The sequence below is a fragment of the Streptomyces sp. DH10 genome, from assembly GCF_029813805.1.
GTDB lineage: Bacteria > Actinomycetota > Actinomycetes > Streptomycetales > Streptomycetaceae > Streptomyces > Streptomyces coeruleofuscus.
On record NZ_JARVKU010000013.1, the window covers coordinates 107,762 to 126,352 of the forward strand.

The 18,591-nt window shown below is 71.5% G+C and carries 13 protein-coding genes; 5 read left to right on the forward strand and 8 right to left on the reverse strand.

The genetic code is table 11. The annotated features are described in order from the left end of the window. On the reverse strand, positions 1–915 hold the full coding sequence (locus tag QC385_RS25870) for an NAD-dependent epimerase/dehydratase family protein (RefSeq protein WP_279543748.1): 915 nt from the start codon (positions 913–915) through the stop codon (positions 1–3). 45 nt (positions 916–960) lie between these two features. Between QC385_RS25870 and QC385_RS25875 the strand changes: the two genes are divergently transcribed. The 4 genes from QC385_RS25875 to QC385_RS25890 all read left to right on the forward strand — a co-directional run bounded on the left by QC385_RS25875 (position 961) and on the right by QC385_RS25890 (position 4,628). Further along, a complete protein-coding gene (locus QC385_RS25875) occupies positions 961–1,470 on the forward strand; it encodes an Lrp/AsnC family transcriptional regulator (protein ID WP_279543749.1) in 510 nt (169 codons plus the stop codon). A 29-nt stretch (positions 1,471–1,499) separates the two neighbouring features. After that, positions 1,500–1,913 carry a MerR family transcriptional regulator gene (locus tag QC385_RS25880; protein ID WP_279543750.1) on the forward strand — a complete coding sequence of 138 codons (414 nt, stop codon included), beginning with the start codon at positions 1,500–1,502 and terminating at the stop codon, positions 1,911–1,913. Continuing rightward, positions 1,910–2,224 carry a thioredoxin family protein gene (locus tag QC385_RS25885; RefSeq protein ID WP_279543877.1) on the forward strand — a complete coding sequence of 105 codons (315 nt, stop codon included), beginning with the start codon at positions 1,910–1,912 and terminating at the stop codon, positions 2,222–2,224. The genes QC385_RS25880 and QC385_RS25885 overlap by 4 nt, the downstream gene beginning before the upstream one ends. Before the next feature lie 172 nt (positions 2,225–2,396). Beyond that, the gene (locus QC385_RS25890) at positions 2,397–4,628 is read left to right on the forward strand and encodes a HelD family protein (RefSeq protein ID WP_279543878.1); all 2,232 of its coding nucleotides are present in this window, start codon (positions 2,397–2,399) and stop codon (positions 4,626–4,628) included. Positions 4,629–4,646: 18 nt separating this feature from the next. Here the strand turns inward: QC385_RS25890 and QC385_RS25895 are convergent, their stop codons facing one another. The 7 genes from QC385_RS25895 to QC385_RS25925 form a co-directional block, all read right to left on the reverse strand. Continuing rightward, on the reverse strand, positions 4,647–5,057 hold the full coding sequence (locus QC385_RS25895; RefSeq protein ID WP_279543752.1) for a hypothetical protein: 411 nt from the start codon (positions 5,055–5,057) through the stop codon (positions 4,647–4,649). Then, the gene (locus QC385_RS25900) at positions 5,054–5,524 is read right to left on the reverse strand and encodes a hypothetical protein (RefSeq protein WP_279543753.1); all 471 of its coding nucleotides are present in this window, start codon (positions 5,522–5,524) and stop codon (positions 5,054–5,056) included. Before QC385_RS25900 ends, QC385_RS25895 begins: the two co-directional genes overlap by 4 nt. A 125-nt stretch (positions 5,525–5,649) precedes the next feature. Continuing rightward, positions 5,650–8,508 carry a 1,4-alpha-glucan branching enzyme gene (glgB, locus tag QC385_RS25905; protein WP_279543754.1) on the reverse strand — a complete coding sequence of 953 codons (2,859 nt, stop codon included), beginning with the start codon at positions 8,506–8,508 and terminating at the stop codon, positions 5,650–5,652. A gap of 36 nt (positions 8,509–8,544) precedes the next feature. Beyond that, entirely contained in the window at positions 8,545–9,987 is a 1,443-nt protein-coding gene (locus tag QC385_RS25910; protein WP_279543755.1) for a maltokinase N-terminal cap-like domain-containing protein, read from the reverse strand. Between the two features lie 190 nt (positions 9,988–10,177). After that, on the reverse strand, positions 10,178–11,878 hold the full coding sequence (gene treS / locus QC385_RS25915; RefSeq protein ID WP_279543756.1) for a maltose alpha-D-glucosyltransferase: 1,701 nt from the start codon (positions 11,876–11,878) through the stop codon (positions 10,178–10,180). Further along, the gene (locus tag QC385_RS25920; protein WP_279543757.1) at positions 11,875–13,995 is read right to left on the reverse strand and encodes an alpha-1,4-glucan--maltose-1-phosphate maltosyltransferase; all 2,121 of its coding nucleotides are present in this window, start codon (positions 13,993–13,995) and stop codon (positions 11,875–11,877) included. The genes treS and QC385_RS25920 overlap by 4 nt, the downstream gene beginning before the upstream one ends. Before the next feature lie 215 nt (positions 13,996–14,210). After that, positions 14,211–15,413, reverse strand: coding sequence for a S8 family peptidase (locus QC385_RS25925; RefSeq protein ID WP_279543758.1), 1,203 nt, complete (start codon positions 15,411–15,413; stop codon positions 14,211–14,213). 290 nt (positions 15,414–15,703) lie between these two features. On the opposite strand from QC385_RS25925, the gene QC385_RS25930 reads away from it, so the two are divergent. Beyond that, positions 15,704–18,322, forward strand: a complete 2,619-nt coding sequence (locus tag QC385_RS25930; RefSeq protein ID WP_279543759.1) for a glycosyltransferase family 1 protein — start codon at positions 15,704–15,706, stop codon at positions 18,320–18,322. Positions 18,323–18,591 lie beyond the last annotated feature (269 nt).

The following is an 18,591-nucleotide window of genomic DNA, read 5'->3' on the forward strand; positions in this document are numbered from 1 at the left end:
TCAGTCGCCCTTCCCGAGCGTCTCGGCGACGGCACGCGGCAGCCACTGCCGGGCGTCGCCGAAGGTGAAGCCGAGCCGGGCGGCCCGGCCGTTGTCCATGCCGTAGGACCGGCGGAAGGAGAACGGCGAGACCTCGCCGACCTCGACGGGCCGGAACACGGCCCGGCCGCCCGGAACGCGCGCGGCCACCGCCTCGCACAACTCCTCGGTGGTCAGCGTCCCGTGCGAGGCGGCGTTCACCGGCCCCGTGAAGTCCTCGCCCGCCGCCCAGGCGAGGAACCGTCCGATCTCCTCGACGTGGACGTAGGTGGCGGGCCGGTTCACCACCGGCACGGCGATCGGCTCGCCCGTGCGCATCCGCTCGGCGTAGTGGGCCAGCCGCCCGGTGAAGTCGTCGGCCCCGCCCAGCACATGGGCCACCCGCACCGCCGCATACGGGAACGCCGGGCCGCCGGCCGCGAGGACCGCCTCGGCCTGCCGCTTGCCCTCGCCGTAGTTCGCCTCCAGGAACGCCGGGTCGTCCCAGGGCAGCCCGAGATCCACGGTGACCGTGGCCGGGTCGACGGCCTCCTCGCGCACGAGGGCGGGGGAGTCCTCGTACTCGTACACCTCGACCGTGGAGGTCATCACATAGCGGCGGGTACGGCCGGAGAAGACGCGGCGGGCCAGTGCCGCCTGGCGGGGTGTGTAGCAGACCTGGTCGACGACGACGTCGAAGACGCGCGAGCCGAGCGCGCCGGTCAGGGACCGCTCGTCGTCCCGGTCGGCGACCACGTGCTCCACTCCCGCGGGCGGCGGGGAAGACCCCCGGTTCAACACGGTGACGCGGTGCCCGTCGGCGAGCAGCCGTGCGAGCAGACGCTTTCCGGCGTACCGGTTCCCGCCGATGACCAGGACTTCCAGGGCCTTTTCCATGACCATAATTCTCCTGGCGCACAGTCATGCCTTGAAGGGGGAACCATGGGAGTTCAGGCCGCAACGCCGAAAGAACCACGGCATCCGCGCACCGCCGCCGACGAAACCTCGGTGGGCTTCGACGCGCTGGACCGGCAGATCCTCCAGCTGCTCCAGACCGACGGCCGGATCAAGCTCAGCGAGCTGGGCCGACGGGTCCGGCTCAGCCCGGCGGCGGTCACCGAGCGCGTGCGACGACTGGAGGCGGCGGGCGTCATCAGCGGCTACGGCGCCCATGTCGTACCGGCCAGGCTCGGCTACGGCATCCAGGCGTTCATCCGGGTCGACCCGCACGGCGGCTACAACCTCAAGCACCCCAGGACCCTGGAGCTGATCGAGCGGCCCGAGATCACCGAGGTGCACCACGTGGTCGGGGAGGACTGCTGGATCCTCAAGGCCGCCGTCCGGGACACCGTCCACCTGGAGGAGGTGCTGGAGGCGGTCTCCGCGCTCGGCCGCACGACGACGTCGATCGTGCTGACCTCTCCGGTGGAGCGGAAACCGCTGTTGCCTTGACGTCGGCGTCAAGGACTACGTTCGACGGCATGCGAATCGGCGAGCTGGCCGCACGGGCCGGGACCACGACGCGGACGCTGCGGTACTACGAGTCGCGGGGGCTGCTGCCCGCGCGGCGTGAGGGCAACGGGTACCGGACGTACGACGAGTGCGATCTGAGGCTGCTGGAGCAGATCAGGACGTTGCAGGACTTCGGGTTCGACCTGGAGGAGACGCGGCCCTTCGTGGAGTGTCTGCGGGCCGGGCACCCCGAGGGCGACACATGTCCGGCCTCGCTCGCGGTCTACCGGCGCAAGCTGGACGAACTCGACTCCCTGATCGGCCAGCTGACGGCCGTGCGGGAGACGGTCGCCCGGCAGCTGGCGCGCGCCGAGCTGGCCGCCGAGGCGGAGGCTCCGGGAGGCCCGGAGCCGCGGTGCGAGCTGGGGAGGCACACGTGGTGATCGACGTGACGGACGCGGACTTCGAGGCGGAGGTGATCGGCGCGGACCTGCCGGTGCTGGTGGAGTTCACCGCCGACTGGTGTCCGCCGTGCCGGCAGATGGGGCCGGTGCTGAAGGCCCTCGCCGCGGAGGAGGGCGAGCGGCTGAAGGTGGTGCAGCTCGATGTGGACTCCAACCCGGAGACCACGAACGCCTACAAGGTGCTGTCGATGCCGACGTTCATGGTGTTCCGCGGCGGTGAGCCGGTGAAGGCGATGGTGGGCGCGCGGGCCAAGCGGCGGCTGCTGGAGGAACTGGCCGACGTGCTGTAGGCGACGCGCCCGGAAACGAGGAAATCCCCCGAGCAATTGCGCCCGGGGGATTTCCTTGCGTATATTTGTCTGTTCGTGACTTCAAGTCGATTGAAGCCACAGTTAAGTTCAGTGAGCACAGTATATCCGGGCGGGAGCGGAATTGTCAAACACCGAATTTCCGGACGATGAATTGCGGCACGAGCAGGAATTCATCGACGGGTTGTACGCGCGCGTGGACGCGCTGCGCGGCGACGCCGAGACCTCCGTCACGGACGCGCTCGCGCAGGGCAACACCCCCATGCAGGCAAGACTCGAGCGGGACATCCTCGTCGCCGAGCGCTCCGGGCTGCTCGCCGCGCTGAACGCGGTGGACGGCTCCCTGTGCTTCGGCCGGATCGACCTCACCTCGGGTGTCACCCACCACATCGGCCGCATCGGCCTGCGCAGGGACGACGCCGAACGCACACCGGTCCTGATCGACTGGCGTGCCGACGTCGCCCGCCCCTTCTACCTGGCCACCGGCCACACCCCGATGGGGCTGAGGCGCCGGCGGCACATCGCCACCGACGGCCGCCGGGTCACCCACCTGCACGACGAGATCCTCGACCTCGGCGACGACACCCGCACCGGCCACGAGGACCCGACGGGCGACGCCGTGCTGCTCGCCGCGCTCAACTCCGCGCGCACCGGCCGGATGAGCGACATCGTGCAGACCATCCAGGCCGACCAGGACCGCATCATCCGCGCCCCGCACCGCGGCGTGCTCGTGGTGGAGGGCGGCCCGGGCACCGGCAAGACGGCCGTCGCCCTGCACCGCGCCGCGTATCTGCTGTACGAGCACCGGGAACTGCTCGCCAAGCGGGCGGTGCTGATCGTCGGCCCCAACCCGGCGTTCCTCGGTTACATCGGCGAGGTGCTGCCCTCCCTCGGCGAGACCGGCGTGCTCCTCGCGACCGTCGGCGAGCTGTACCCCGGGGTGAAGGCGACCGCCACCGACACGCCGGAGGCCGCCGCCGTGAAGGGCCGCGCGGAGATGGCCGACGTCCTCGCCGAGGTCGTGCGCAGCCGGCAGGCGCTGCCCGACCCGGTGATCACGATCGAGCACGAGCGCGAGGTGCTCATGCTCGACGACGGCCTCGTCGGCGTCGCCCGCGAGCGCACCCGCGCCGCGAAGCTGCCGCACAACGCGTCCCGCGAGCACTTCGAGGGGCACATCCTCAACACCCTCACCGAGCTGTACGCCGAGCGGATCGGCACCGACCCCTTCGACGGGTCCAGCCTGCTCGACCCCAGCGACATCACCCAGATCCGCGACGACCTCGCCGAGAACCCCGAGGTCTGGGCGGCCATCGACCAGCTGTGGCCGCTGCTGACCCCGCAGCGGCTCGTCGCCGACTTCCTCGCCGCGCCCGAGGAGTTCCTGCCCGCCGAGGACGCCGCCGCCGTACGCCGCCCGGTGACCCGGCGCTGGACCGTCGCGGACGTGCCGCTGCTCGACGAGGCCGCCGAACTCCTCGGCGAGGACGACCGGCTGGCCCGGGAGCGCGCGCAGCGCGAGCGGGAACGGCAGATCGCCTACGCGCAGGGCGTGCTGGACGTGTCGTACGCGTCCCGGACGTACGAGTTCGAGGACAAGGAGGAGGACGACCCCGAGTCCTCCGAGGTGCTGTCCGCGCACGACATCATCGACGCCGAGCGGTTCGCCGAACGGCACGAGGAGGACGACCACCGCAGCGCCGCAGAGCGCGCCGCCGCCGACCGCACCTGGGCGTTCGGGCACATCATCGTGGACGAGGCCCAGGAACTGTCGCCGATGGCGTGGCGGCTGCTGATGCGGCGCAGCCCCACCCGCTCGATGACCCTCGTCGGCGACCCCGCGCAGACCGCGGAGGCGGCCGGTGTCGGCTCCTGGGCGGGCATCCTCGCCCCGTACGTCGAGGACCGCTGGGAGCACACCCGGCTGGGCGTCAACTACCGCACCCCGGCCGAGATCATGGACGTCGCCGCGGCCGTGGTCCGCGCGGAGCAGCCGGACTTCGAGCCGCCGAGCTCGGTCCGCTCCACGGGCGTGCGCCCCTGGGCGCGGGCCACCGACGACCTCCCGGGCGCCGTCGCCAAGGCGGTCGGGGAGCTCACCCCCGACGAGGGGCGGCTCGCGGTGATCGCGCCGCGCGACCTCCACCGCGGCCTCGCGGCCCGGCTGGAGGGCGTGACGGCGGGCACCGAACCCGACCTCACCCGGTCGGTCGTGCTCCTCGACCCGCGCCAGGCCAAGGGCCTGGAGTTCGACTCCGTCCTCGTGGTCGAGCCCGGCCGGTACGGCACGAGCGACCTGTACGTGGCCCTGACCCGTGCCACCCAGCGACTGGGGGTGCTGCACACCGGGGAGCTGCCCGAGTCCCTGTCGGAGGCGTTCGCGTAAACCCCTGGCGGAACGCGCCTACCGCAGCAGGGACTTCGGATCCCGCAGGGCGTGCCACAGTCCGGCCGCGAGGGGGACGACCGTCAGGGCGAAGAAGACCCAGAACAGGAACTCGGCCCCGGGGGCGAGGTCGTAGACGGTGCCGTCCTCCCACGCGCAGTAGGCGCGCGGCGGAAACGGCGTGGAGACGCCCGACACCCGGCCGCTGCCGATGACGCCCTCCTGATACGGCTCCCTGGGACAGGGAGCCGTATCGGGGAACAGCACGTAGTCGTCCGCGGCCATGATGTACATCCACGTGACGGCGCCGAGCGGAACCGCCCAGAACACCGAGGTCCGCACCCACAGCGGCAGCAGCGGATGCGCCAGCAGCCCGCGCAGCGCGACCCAGCCGATCACGAGTCCGGTGAAGACCGGGAGCAGCGTCATGGAGTCGCCGCGGCCTTCCGGGCACGGAACTCCGTCGCGTATCCGGCGCCGATGGCGAGCAGGGCGGCGGAGAGGGCGAGGAACGCGCTCGACCAGTTCATCCACACGTAGGAGGAGTCACTCGCGTAGACGGAACCGTCGTCGCGGACGCAGTCGAAGCGCAGTGGCAGGTACGAGGACCGGTGGTGGGTCAGGCCCTGGATGGTGGCCGGATCGAAACCGTCGCGGCAGGCCGGGGCCGGCACCGAGTTCGCCCCGTCGTTGAAGGCTGACTCCGACGCCAGCACGGTGAAGAAGCCCAGGCAGTACACGGCCGCGGCCGCCCACGCGGCCGTCGCCGCCGCCCGGCGCATCAGATGCACGGGCCACGGCTCGGGCCGCCCGGGGAACGCCATCGCGGCGGTCCCCGCGGCGGCGATCAACGCGGCGAGGGCGCAGGCCGCCGAGACACCGAGACCCACCAGCACGGGCCTCAGCCCCTTCCGGGCCGGCGGGTGAGTGGGGTGGCACGCATGCCGCCACCCCACCAGGCCCGGACCGGACGGGCTGTGACGGAAGCCATACCTCCCGTAACAGCAACGTCACAGGCCGCCTACGCCGGGCGCAGCCACACCGTCGACAGCGGCGGCAGGGTCAGCCGGATGCTCGCCGGGCGGCCGTGCCACGGCTGGGCCTCCGGCTTGACCGGGTCGGGGTTGGTGACGTCGCTGCCGCCGTAGGCGGCGGCGTCGGTGTTGACGGCCTCGTGCCAGGCGGGGACGTCCTCGGGCACGCCCAGGCGGTAGTCGGGGCGGACGACCGGCGCGAAGTTGGACACCGACAGCAGCGGGTTGCCCTCCGGGTCCAGCCTCAGGAACGCCAGGACGTTGTCGTCGGCGGCGTCCCCGACCACCCATTCGAAACCGGCCGGGTCCGTGTCGAGCCGCCACAGCGCCGGTGTCGCGCGGTAGACGGTGTTGAGGTCGCGGACCAGGTCGCGCACGCCCCGGTGCTCGGCCTCGGCCCCGTAGCCCGGATCGAGGAGCCACCAGTCCGGGCCGTGCGCCTCGGACCACTCGGCGCCCTGGGCGAACTCCTGCCCCATGAACAGCAACTGCTTGCCGGGGTGGGCCCACATGAAGCCCAGGTACGCCCGGTGGTTGGCGCGCTGCTGCCACCAGTCGCCCGGCATCTTCGACACCAGGGAACGCTTGCCGTGCACGACCTCGTCGTGGGAGATGGGCAGGACGTAGTTCTCGCTGTACGCGTACACCATCGAGAACGTCATCTCGTGGTGGTGGTGCTTGCGGTACACCGGCTCGTGGCTCATGTACTGGAGCGAGTCGTGCATCCAGCCCATGTTCCACTTCAGCCCGAACCCGAGCCCGCCGAAGCCGCTCGGGCCCTTGTGGTGGGTGGCCCGGGTGACGCCGTCCCAGGCGGTCGACTCCTCGGCGATCGTGACCACGCCGGGCACCCTGCGGTAGAGCGTCGCGTTCATCTCCTGGAGGAACGCCACCGCGTCCAGGTTCTCCCGGCCGCCGTGCTCGTTGGGCGTCCACTGGCCGGGCTCGCGCGAGTAGTCGAGGTAGAGCATCGACGCCACCGCGTCCACGCGCAGCCCGTCGATGTGGAACTCCTCGCACCAGTACAGGGCGTTCGCGACGAGGAAGTTGCGCACCTCGTTGCGCCCGTAGTCGAACTCCAGCGTGCCCCAGTCGGGATGCGCGGCCCGCAGCGGATCCGCGTGCTCGTACAGGGGCCGGCCGTCGAACTCGGCCAGCGCCCAGTCGTCACGCGGGAAGTGCGCCGGCACCCAGTCCATCAGCACACCGATCCCGGCCCGGTGCAGCGAGTCCACCAGGTACCGGAAGTCGTCGGGCGTGCCCAGCCGCGCGGTCGGCGCGAAGAAGCCGGTGACCTGGTAGCCCCAGGAGCCGCCGAACGGATGCTCGGCGACCGGCATCAGCTCCACGTGCGTGAAGCCCAGGTTCTTCACGTACCCCGGGAGCTGCTCGGCCAGTTGACGGTACGTCAGTCCCGGCCGCCAGGACGGCAGGTGCATCTCGTACACCGAGAACGGCGCCTCGTGCGCCGGTGCTTCCGCGCGCCGGGACAGCCACTCGGCGTCGCTCCACTCGTACCCCGAGGACGTGATGACCGACGAGGTCGCGGGCGGCACCTCCGTGCGGCGGGCCATCGGGTCGGCGCGCATCGTCTTCGAGCCGTCGGGGCGGGTGATCTCGAACTTGTACAGCTCGCCCTCACCGATGTCCGGCAGGAACAGTTCCCACACGCCCGACGAGCCCAGCGACCGCATGACGTGGCCGGTGCCGTCCCAGAAGTTGAAGGTGCCGGCCACGCGCACGCCGAGCGCGTTCGGCGCCCACACCGAGAACCGGGTGCCGGTCACGCCCTGGTGGGTCATCGGGTGCGCGCCCAGCGCCGTCCACAGCTCCTCGTGCCGGCCCTCGCCGATCAGGTGCAGGTCGAGGTCGCCCAGCGTGGGCAGGAAACGGTAGGCGTCCTCGGTGTCCAGGACCGTCCCCTCGTACTCCACGAGCAGCCGGTACTCCGGAACCTCCCGCAGTGGCAGCAGACCGGAGAAGAATCCGTCCCCGTCGTTCTGCAACTCCGTGCGCACCTCGCCGGCGACGACGGTCACCGACAGGGCGTACGGCCGGAACACCCGGAACGCGATCCCGCCGGGCACGGGGTGTGCGCCGAGCACGGAGTGCGGGTTGTGATGAGTGCCGTTGAGCAGCCGGTCCCGGTCCGCCGAGCCGACGGCGGGGGAGACGGCGAGCTCCATCTCCGGCGGGACGGTCTGGGCCTGGGCTGCGGTGCTGTTCCCGGCGGTGTTGTCCCCGGCGGTGGCCTTCTTGGTGGTGGCCTTCTTGGCGGGAGCCTTCTTGGTGGTGGCTTTCTTCGCGGGGGGCTTGGCTGCGGTGGCCTTGGTGCCGGTGGTCTTGGCGGCGGTGGTCTTGGTCGCTGCCGCCTTTGTCGCCGTGGCCTTCTTGGCGACGGCCTTCTTGGTTGTCGCCTTCTTGGCAACCGCCTTCGTGGCCGTCGCCTTGGTGGCGGTGGCCTTCTTGGCCGTGGCCTTCTTCGCGGTCGTCTTCTCGGTCGTGGCCTTCGTCGCCGCCACCTTCTCGGCTGTCGCCTTCGCCGCGGTGGCCTTCTCAGGAGCCGCCTTCTTCGCGACGGCCTTCTTCTCGACGGCCTTCTTGGCGGTCGTCTTCGCCGGGGCCGCCTTCTTGGCCGTGGCCTTCGTCGCGGGTGACCGCGTGGCGGCCGTCTTCTTGACGGCGGCCTTCTTCGCGGGGGCCGTCGCCTTCTTGGCCGCCGCCTGTTTCGGCACCGCCGTCTTCTTCGCGGCACTCTTCTTCTGGGCGGCCGTGGGCTGCTCGGGGATCTTCTCCCCGGCCGTCCCCTTGGGACGGGAACCGCTGGACTCAGGGCGGGGGGTCACGGGCGGATCCTCCAGGACGCAGGTGGGTCAGTCAGGTCAGGTCAGGTGGCCGGACGAGGAGAGCCGGTCTATGGCGGCCAGGGGCACCGGCAGCCAGTCTGGGCGGTGCCGGGCCTCGTACACCACCTCGTAGATCGCCTTGTCCGTCTCGTAGGCACGCAGCAGCACCGGGTCGGTGCGCGGATCGAGGCCGGAGGCCTCCGCGTACCCGGAGCAGTAGGCGGACCGGCAGGTCTCGGCCCAGTCCGGCTGCGGCGGATCCGCCGAGCGGGCCGCGTAGTCGAAGGAGCGCAGCATGCCGGCGACGTCCCGCACCGCCGGCTGCGGCATGCGCCGCTCGGCCAGCGGCCGGGCCGGCTCGCCCTCGAAGTCGATCAGCTTCCACTCGCCGGCCGGCGAGCGCAGGCACTGCCCGAGGTGCAGATCGCCGTGCACGCGCTGCGCGGTCCAGGTGCGGCCCTCGGCGGCCAGATCCCCCAGTGCCGTGAACGCCGACCGCAGTCCGCCGGCGTACGGCCGCAGCGCGGGCACCGCCTGGACGGCCGCCTCCAGCCGCTCGATCATGCCGTCCACCATGAGCTGGAGCTGCATGTGACCGAGCGTGACCGTCGGCAGCGCCCGGGCCAGCGCGGTGTGCACCTCGGCGGTGGCCCGCCCCAGCGCCCGCGCCTCGGCGCCGAAGTCCTCGCCCTTGGCCAGCTCGCGCAGCGCCAGCTCCCAGCCGTCGGAGGCGCCCTGCACGAACGGCTGGAGCACGCCCAGCACGTACGGCTGGCCGGCCAGGTCGGCCGGACCTCCCGAGATCACCGGGTCCGCCGTGGGGTCGACGTCCGCGACCATCCAGGCCGTCGGCGCGGGTACCCGGGGGCAGCCCTCGCGCGCCAGCGCCAGCGGCAGCTCCAGGTCCGGGTTGACCCCGGGCACGATCCGGCGCAACAGCTTCAGGATGAACGTATCTCCGTAGACGATCGACGAGTTGGACTGTTCCGCGGTCACCACGCGCGGTACCAGACCGGAGCGGATGTCCTGGTCGAGGTCCCGCTCGAAGCGGAGCCCGCCGATCCTGGCCTGGGTGCGCAGCGCCTCCAGGAGCAGCTCGGCGGGCCTGGCGTCGTGCAGGGCGTCGTAGGCCGTCCGGCCGGCCAGCGGCCCCGTCGACAGGTGTCCGATCAGCGCGGGCGCCAGCCGAGGCGGCAGCGCCTCGCGCACGCCTATCAGCAGCTGGTAGCAGTCGCCGGGATGGCCGGGCGCGCCATGGGACGGCACGAGCGGCTGGTGGGCGCGGACGAGCAGGTGGTACAGGCCGAGCTTGCCCGTGGCCGGGAGCAGCTCGGTGGCATCGACCAGCGTGAACCCGGTGACCGGACGCCCCTTGCCCGCGAACCAGCGCTGTCGCGGCAGCCACTCCCGCAGCAGCGGATCGAGGGAGGCAAGGAGGCCGGGCGGGGTGGTGACGGTGCGTGTGACGGCTTCCGACATGGCGTCGCGTCCTTTCACCCATGGTTGGTGCGCCTCCGGGGCCTTCAGCAGGTGCCGGCGGCGCCCTTCCGGCTCACGCGGGTGGGCGGGGTGTTACTGATGCGTGCCCCGGGCGGGGCGGGAGAAACGCCCCGCCACGGGGGTTTGCGTCCCGCCCCGCAATTCAGGCCGTCTCAGGCCGTCTCAGGCCTCACAGGGCGTCCCTGCGGAGCCGGAACCAGTAGAAACCGTGACCCGCCAGCGTCAGCAGATACGGCAGCTCGCCGATCGCCGGGAAACGGACCCCGCCGAACAGCTCCACCGGGTGCCGCCCCTCGAAGGCGCTCAGATCCAGCTCCGTGGGCTGCGCGAAACGCGAGAAGTTGTTCACGCACAGCACCAGGTCGTCCTCGTACTCCCGCAGGAACGCCAGCACCGCCGGGTTCGTCGACGGCAGCTCGGTGTACGAACCGAGGCCGAAGGCCGGGTTCTGCTTGCGGATCTCGATCATGCGGCGGGTCCAGTGCAGCAGCGACGACGGCGAGGCCATGGACGCCTCGACGCTCGTCACCTGGTAGCCGTAGACCGGGTCCATGATCGTGGGCAGGAACAGCCGTCCCGGATCGCAGGAGGAGAACCCCGCGTTGCGGTCCGGGGTCCACTGCATCGGCGTGCGCACCGCGTCGCGGTCGCCGAGCCAGATGTTGTCGCCCATGCCGATCTCGTCGCCGTAGTACAGGATCGGCGAGCCCGGCAGCGACAGCAGCAGGGCCGTGAACAGCTCGATCTGGTTGCGGTCGTTGTCCAGCAGCGGGGCGAGCCGGCGCCGGATCCCGATGTTGGCGCGCATCCGTGGGTCCTTGGCGTACTCGGCCCACATGTAGTCGCGCTCTTCGTCGGTGACCATCTCGAGCGTGAGCTCGTCGTGGTTGCGCAGGAAGATGCCCCACTGGCAGCCCGAGGGGATGGCCGGGGTCTTGGCCAGGATTTCCGAGACCGGGTAGCGGGATTCGCGCCGCACGGCCATGAAGATGCGCGGCATGACCGGGAAGTGGAAGGCCATGTGGCACTCGTCGCCGCCGGCCGCGTAGTCGCCGAAGTAGTCGACGACGTCCTCGGGCCACTGGTTGGCCTCCGCCAGCAGCACCGTGTCCGGGTACTGCGCGTCGATCTCCTTGCGCACCCGCTTCAGGAAGTCGTGCGTGGCCGGGAGGTTCTCGCAGTTGGTGCCCTCCTCCTGGTACAGGTACGGCACCGCGTCCAGCCGGAAGCCGTCGATGCCCAGGTCCAGCCAGAACTTCAGCGCGGAGATCATCTCCTCCTGCACGGCCGGGTTCTCGTAGTTGAGGTCCGGCTGGTGCGAGAAGAAACGGTGCCAGTAGTACTGCTTGCGGACCGGGTCGTAGGTCCAGTTCGAGGCCTCGGTGTCGACGAAGATGATCCGCGCGTCCTGGAACTGCTTGTCGTCGTCCGCCCACACGTAGTAGTCGCCGTACGGGCCGTCGGGATCCTTGCGGGACTCCTGGAACCACGGGTGCTGGTCGCTGGTGTGATTCATGACGAAGTCGATGATCACGCGCATGCCGCGCTGGTGGGCGGCGTCGACGAACTCCACGAAGTCGGCCAGGTCACCGAACTCCGGCAGCACGGCGGTGTAGTCCGAGACGTCATAGCCGCCGTCCCGGAGCGGGGACTTGAAGAACGGCGGCAGCCACAGGCAGTCGACGCCGAGCCACTGGAGGTAGTCGAGCTTCGCGGTCAGGCCCTTCAGGTCCCCGACACCGTCACCGTTGCTGTCCTGGAACGAGCGGACGAGTACCTCGTAGAAGACGGCGCGCTTGAACCACTCCGGGTCCCGGTCCCTGGCAGGAGTGTCCTCGAAGGTGTCCTGAACGGGTTCGTTGACGATCATGTTGTGGGTGACCCTCCGATCTGCGGGGTGGACGGTCGCAGAACCGAGAAGACATGCGCGGGCCTACGGCCCGGTTCGAGGCGCACGTAGTTGGCCCTGCCCCAGTGATAGGTCTCGCCGGTGAGCTCGTCGCGCACCGGCACCGACTCGTGCCAGTCCCGGCCGAGTTGCGGCATGTCCAACGAGACCGTGGCCTCCTGGGTGTGGTGGGGGTCGAGGTTGGCGACCACCAGAACCGTGTTCGAACCCTTCCGCTTCGAGTAGACGATCACCGCCTCCTGGTCCGCGTGGTGGAAGTGGAGGTCGCGCAACTGCTGGAGCGCCGGGTTCTCCCGGCGGATGGTGTTGAGCCTGGTGAGCAGCGGGGTGATGGTGCGTCCCTCGCGTTCGGCGGCTTCCCAGTCGCGGTGCCTGAGCTGGTACTTCTCCGAGTCGAGGTACTCCTCGCCGCCCTCCTTGAGCGGGGTGTTCTCGCACAGTTCGTAGCCGGAGTAGATGCCCCAGGTGGGCGAGAGGGTCGCGGCGAGGACGGCCCGGACCTCGAAGGCGGGGCGGCCGCCGTGCTGGAGGTAGGCGTGCAGGATGTCGGGGGTGTTGGCGAAGAAGTTCGGCCGCATGTAGGAGGCGGCCTGGCCCGACAGCTCCGTGAGGTACTCGGTCAGCTCTTCCTTGGTGTTGCGCCAGGTGAAGTACGTGTAGGACTGCTGGAAGCCGATCTGCGCGAGCGTGTGCATCATCGCGGGGCGGGTGAACGCCTCCGCCAGGAAGATCACGTCGGGGTCGGTGCGGTTGATGTCCGCGATGACCCGCTCCCAGAAGACGACCGGCTTGGTGTGCGGGTTGTCCACCCGGAAGATCCGCACCCCGCAGCCCATCCAGTGCCGCAGCACCCGGCACGTCTCGGCGATCAGGCCGTCCATGTCGGCGTCGAAGGCGATGGGATAGATGTCCTGGTACTTCTTCGGCGGGTTCTCCGCGTAGGCGATCGAGCCGTCGGGGCGGTGGTGGAACCACTCGGGATGCTTCTGCACCCAGGGGTGGTCGGGGGAGCACTGCAACGCGAAGTCCAGCGCGATCTCCATGCCCAGCTCGCGGGCCTGCCCGACGAACCAGGTGAAGTCCTCCAGGGTGCCCAGATCGGGGTGGACGGCGTCGTGGCCGCCCTCCGGCGAGCCGATCGCCCAGGGCACGCCGACGTCGTCGGGGCCCGGCGAGAGGGTGTTGTTCCTGCCCTTGCGGAAGGTGGTGCCGATGGGGTGGATCGGGGGCAGGTAGACCACGTCGAAGCCCATCGCCGCGATCGCCGGCAGCCGGCGGGCGGCGGTGCGGAAGGTGCCGTGCGGCTGCTGCCGGGTGCCCTCCGAGCGTGGGAAGAACTCGTACCAGGAGCCGTACAGGGCCCGCTCCCGCTCCACGAGCAGGGGCAGCGGCTCGGAGGTGGTGACCAGGTCCCGCAGCGGATGCCGGGCCAGCACCTCGTCCACCTCAGGCGTCAGCGCCGCCGCCAGCCGCGCCGCCGCCGGGCGGTGCTCGTCCCGCAGGGATTCGACGGCCGCGAGGATCACGGCACGCCGGCCCTCCTCCTCGGGCACACCGGCGGCCGCCCTCTCGTACAGGCGTGCGCCCTCCTCCAGGACGGTGTCCGTGTCCATGCCCGCCGGAATCTTGATCCGCGCGTGATGGCGCCAGGTGCTGACCGGATCGCCCCAGGCCTCCACGGTGAACGTCCACAGGCCGGGCTCGCCGGCCGTGACCTCGGCCCCCCACCGGTCCGTCCCGGGGGCCAGCTCCCGCATCGGCGTCCACGGGCCGGGGCGGCCCTCGGGATCCTTCAGGACGACATTGGCGGCGACCGCGTCGTGCCCCTCCCGGAACACGGTCGCCGAGATCTCGAAGGTCTCACCGGTCACGGCCTTGGCCGGCCTGCGCCCGCGCTGGACGACCGGGCGGACATCGAGAACGGGTATGCGCCCGACGGCGGTCGCCTCGCTCACTGGGGGTGGTTCCGGGACGTGCGGACCGGCGTCGGCCGGGCGCGCGGGACGTGGCTCACCGCCGGGCGCGCGCGCCCCGGTGCGGCGGGTGGGGGATGGTGACGAATGGTGCTTGGCGGGCATGACCGCTCCTGTCCGCGTCAACGTGGGTAGGCGGATGTCTGTGGGGAGGTGGGTCCTGCATGGTGCTCCTGAGAGGGGTACCCGGAGGAGCCTTCCCACCCTATTCGGGTGAGCAATCCGGCACTTTGTTAACTACTCACGCGTATGTCGACACACAAGACCGGCCTCGTCCGCGGCGGACGAGGCCGGCCCCTGCGCGTGGCTGCTCCTTCGCCCTAGGTGTGCGGCACCCGCAGTAACTTGTCCGGCGAACCGGGACCCCGGCCGGAGATCTTCCCGGTCGCCGCTCCGCCGGTCAGGGCCCTCCCGACCTGGGCCGGAGCCGCCCTCGGGTGGTCGGCCAGATACAGCGCGGCGGCGCCCGCGGCATGTGGCGCCGCCATCGAGGTACCCGAGAACACGGCCCGCGCCGTGTCGGTCGCCGCGGACGCGGAGGTGATGTGCACGCCCGGAGCGAAGAGATCGAGGGCCGGACCGTGGTTGGAGAAGGCCGGTTTTGCATCCCTCCGGTCGGTCGCGCCGACCGTGACCGCCTGCTTGACGCGTCCCGGGGAGTACAGGCCCGCCTGCCTGCCGTCGTTGCCCGCGGCGACCGTGTAGGTGACGCCGGAGGCGATGGAGGCGCGGACGGCGGTGTCCAGCCGGTCGTTGCGCGGGCCGCCCAGGCTGAGGTTGGCGACGGCGGGTTTCTTCGCGTGCCGGGTGACCCAGTCGATCCCGGCGATCACCCGGGCCGTGGTCCCCGCCCCCGCGGCGTCGAGGACGCGTACGGAGACGACGCGGGCCTTCTTGGCGACACCGTGGGTCCTCCCGGCGACCGTGCCGGCGACGTGCGTGCCGTGGCCGTTGGCGTCGGAGGCGACCTCGTCGTTCCCGACGAAGTCCCAGCCGTGGCCCGCCCGGCCGCCGAAGTCCCGGTGCGTGGTCCGGACGCCGGTGTCGATCACGTACACGGTCACCCCGGCCCCCGCCGACCCGGGCCAGGTGTAGCTCCGGTCCAGCGGCAGTCCCGGCTGGTCGATCCGGTCCAGCCCCCAGGAGGGCGGCTCGTGCCGGGTGCGGTCCAGCCGGACGCGGGTGTCCTGGACGACCGAGGCGACCCGGGGGTCGGCGGCGAGCCGCCCGGCCCGTCTCTCGTCGGTCCTGATCGCGTAGCCGTTCAGGACGGTGCCGTAGATGTGGCTGATCCTCACCCCGTACGTCCCGGCGAGGGCCCGTCCGGCAGCCGACGGAGCCCGTGTGCCCTCCTTCAGTGTCACCAGGTAACTTCCGTGCACGGAGCCGGGTTGTCCGGCGCCGAGTATCCGCCCCTCCGGTGCGGCGTGCGCGGGCAGGGTGATGGCCGAAAACGCCGCGGCACAGATCGCCGCCGCCAGGCCGCCCGTCCAGCGCAGACGCCGTGCGCGCGTCCGTGCCATGGTCCGAGTTCCCCTCCTCGATTCGGCGTACGGCTGCCGCGCGGTACCGCGTGCGGCAGGCGCGGGCCGGTACGCCAGGGGCAGCCTCTCGTGGCGTGTGAAGCGCCACAAGGACGCCTATGGGGGCGGAATCGGCCATATCCGCGGATGGGGCGGTTCCGGACGATCGGGGATTGGGTGGCGGAGCTTCACCGGAGGCGGCACCGGCGCCGGTACTGTCGTAGGTGACGTCGATGAAGCCCTGTGTCAGAACCCTGCGTCATCCTGCGAACGCGCCGAGGTGGAACCCCGTGAAGGCGATCCGTCGATTCACCGTCCGACCCGTTCTCCCCGAACCCCTCCGGCCGCTCAGTGATCTGGCCCGCAACCTGCGCTGGTCGTGGCACGCGGAGACCCGTGACCTGTTCCAGTCCGTCGACCCCGAGCGCTGGGCCGCCTCGGGCGGCGACCCGGTCCGGCTGCTGGGCAGCGTGCCGCCCGCACGGCTCGCGGACCTGGCCTCGGACCGCCGCTTCCTGCGCCGCCTCGCCGCGGTCGCGGGCGATCTGAACGACTACATGACCGGCGAGCGCTGGTACCAGGCCCAGCCCGACGAACTCCCCGCCGCGATCGCCTACTTCTCACCCGAGTTCGGCATCACGGCCGCCCTGCCGCAGTACTCCGGCGGCCTCGGCATCCTGGCCGGCGACCACCTGAAGGCGGCCAGCGACCTCGGCGTCCCGCTGATCGGCGTCGGCCTGCTCTACCGGCACGGCTACTTCCGCCAGACCCTGTCCCGGGACGGCTGGCAGCAGGAGCACTACCCCGTCCTCGACCCCAACGAGCTGCCCGTGGTCCTCCTGGAGGAGGCCGACGGCACCCCCGCCCAGGTCGCCCTCGCCCTGCCCGGCGGCAAGCAGCTCCACGCCCGGATCTGGCTGGCGCAGGTCGGCCGGGTCCCGCTGCTGATGCTGGACTCGGACGTCGAGGAGAACGACCTCGGCGAGCGTGGCGTCACCGACCGGCTCTACGGCGGCGGCAGCGAGCACCGGCTGCTCCAGGAGATGCTGCTCGGCATAGGAGGGGTCCGGGCGGTGCGCACGTACTGCCGGCTCACCGGTCACCCCGAGCCGGAGGTCTTCCACACGAACGAGGGGCACGCCGGGTTCCTCGGTCTGGAGCGGATCGCCGAGCTCTGCGCCGAGGGCCTGGACTTCGACTCGGCGCTGGAGGCGGTCCGCGCCGGGACCGTCTTCACCACCCACACCCCCGTCCCGGCCGGCATCGACCGCTTCGACCGCGAACTGGTCGCCCGCCACTTCGGCCCCGACGCCGAGCTGCCCCGCATCGACGTCGAGCGCGTCCTCAGGCTCGGCATGGAGACCTATCCCGGCGGGGAGCCCAACCTGTTCAACATGGCCGTGATGGGCCTGCGCCTCGCCCAGCGCGCCAACGGCGTCTCCCTGCTGCACGGCAACGTCAGCCGCGAGATGTTCTCGGGTCTGTGGCCCGGGTTCGACGCCGACGAGGTGCCGATCACCTCCGTGACGAACGGTGTGCACGCGCCCACCTGGGTCGCCCCGGAGGTGTTCCGGCTCGGCGCCCGGCAGATCGGCGTCCACCGCGCCGAGGACGCGCTGACCGTCGGCGGCTCGGACCGCTGGGACGCGGTGGCGGACATCCCCGACCAGGAGATCTGGGAGCTGCGGCGGGGGCTGCGCGAGCAGCTCGTGACGGAGGTGCGGGAGCGGCTGCGGGCCTCCTGGCGGCAGCGCGGGGCCGGCACGGCCGAGCTGGGCTGGATCGACGGCGTGCTCGACCCGGACGTCCTCACCATCGGCTTCGCGCGGCGCGTCCCGTTGTACAAGCGCCTGACGCTGATGCTGCGCGACCGTGACCGGCTGATGGACCTGCTGCTGCATCCCGAGCGGCCGATCCAGATCGTCGTGGCGGGCAAGGCGCACCCCGCGGACGACGGCGGGAAGCGGCTGGTGCAGGAGCTGGTGCGGTTCGCGGACGATCCGCGGGTACGGCACCGGATCGTGTTCCTGCCGGACTACGGCATGGGCATGGCGCAGAAGCTGTACCCGGGGTGCGACATCTGGCTGAACAACCCTCTTCGCCCGCTGGAGGCCTGCGGCACGTCCGGGATGAAGGCGGCGCTCAACGGCTGTCTCAACCTGTCCGTCCTGGACGGCTGGTGGGACGAGTGGTTCCAGCCCGACTTCGGCTGGGCCGTCCCCACGGCCGACGGTTTGGGGACCGACCCGGACCACCGCGACGACATAGAGGCCGCGGCGCTGTACGACCTGCTGGAGCAGCGGGTGACGCCGAGCTTCTACGAGCGCGGGCGGAGCGGGCTGCCCGACCGGTGGATCGAGATGGTCCGCCAGACGCTGAGCCTGCTCGGGCCGAAGGTGCTGGCCGGGCGGATGGTCCGCGAGTACGTCGAGCGGCTCTACTCACCGGCGGCGCTCGCCCACCGGTCCATGGTTCCGGACGCGGCGCGGGAGCTCGCCGAGTGGAAGGGCCGGGTGCGGACGGCGTGGCCGGGCGTCACCGTCGACCATGTGGAGACGTCCGCGGCTGCTGCGCTGGCGGAGCTGGGGACGACGCTGGGGCTTCGCGTGCGGGTGGGGCTCGGGGATCTCGGGCCTGATGACGTGGAGGTGCAGGCCGTTTCGGGGCGGGTGGACGAGGAGGACCATATCGCCGACGCGGCGGTCGTCCCGCTGAAGCCGGTGGGGTCTCCCGACCGGGACGGGCGCTGGGTTTACGAGGGGCCCTTGTCCTTGGACCGCACCGGGCCTTTCGGGTATACGGTGCGGATCCTTCCCGCGCATCGGCTGTTGGCTTCGAGTGCGGAGTTGGGGCTGGTGGCCGGGCCGAGCGAGGAGCTTGTGGAGGCTGCGGGGTTGTTGATGCGTTGAGTGTCGTCCGCGGGTGCGTGGGGGCTGGTCGCGCCCGCGCGGCGGAGCCGCAAATCGATACAGCCCCGCGCCCCTAGGGCGTGTCCGCAAAGTCCCGCCTGCCCCGCGACGCCCAGCACGCCCTCTCGCCGCACCGGGCGAACACCCACGTACAACCAGTACGCGGGCGTCCGCCCGGCACTCCCCCAGCCTTCGGCCGGGGGGACCCCCAGAGCACGCACCGGACGCCGCGAGGCCCGCCCTCCGGGCGGACGACGGGACTTTGCGGA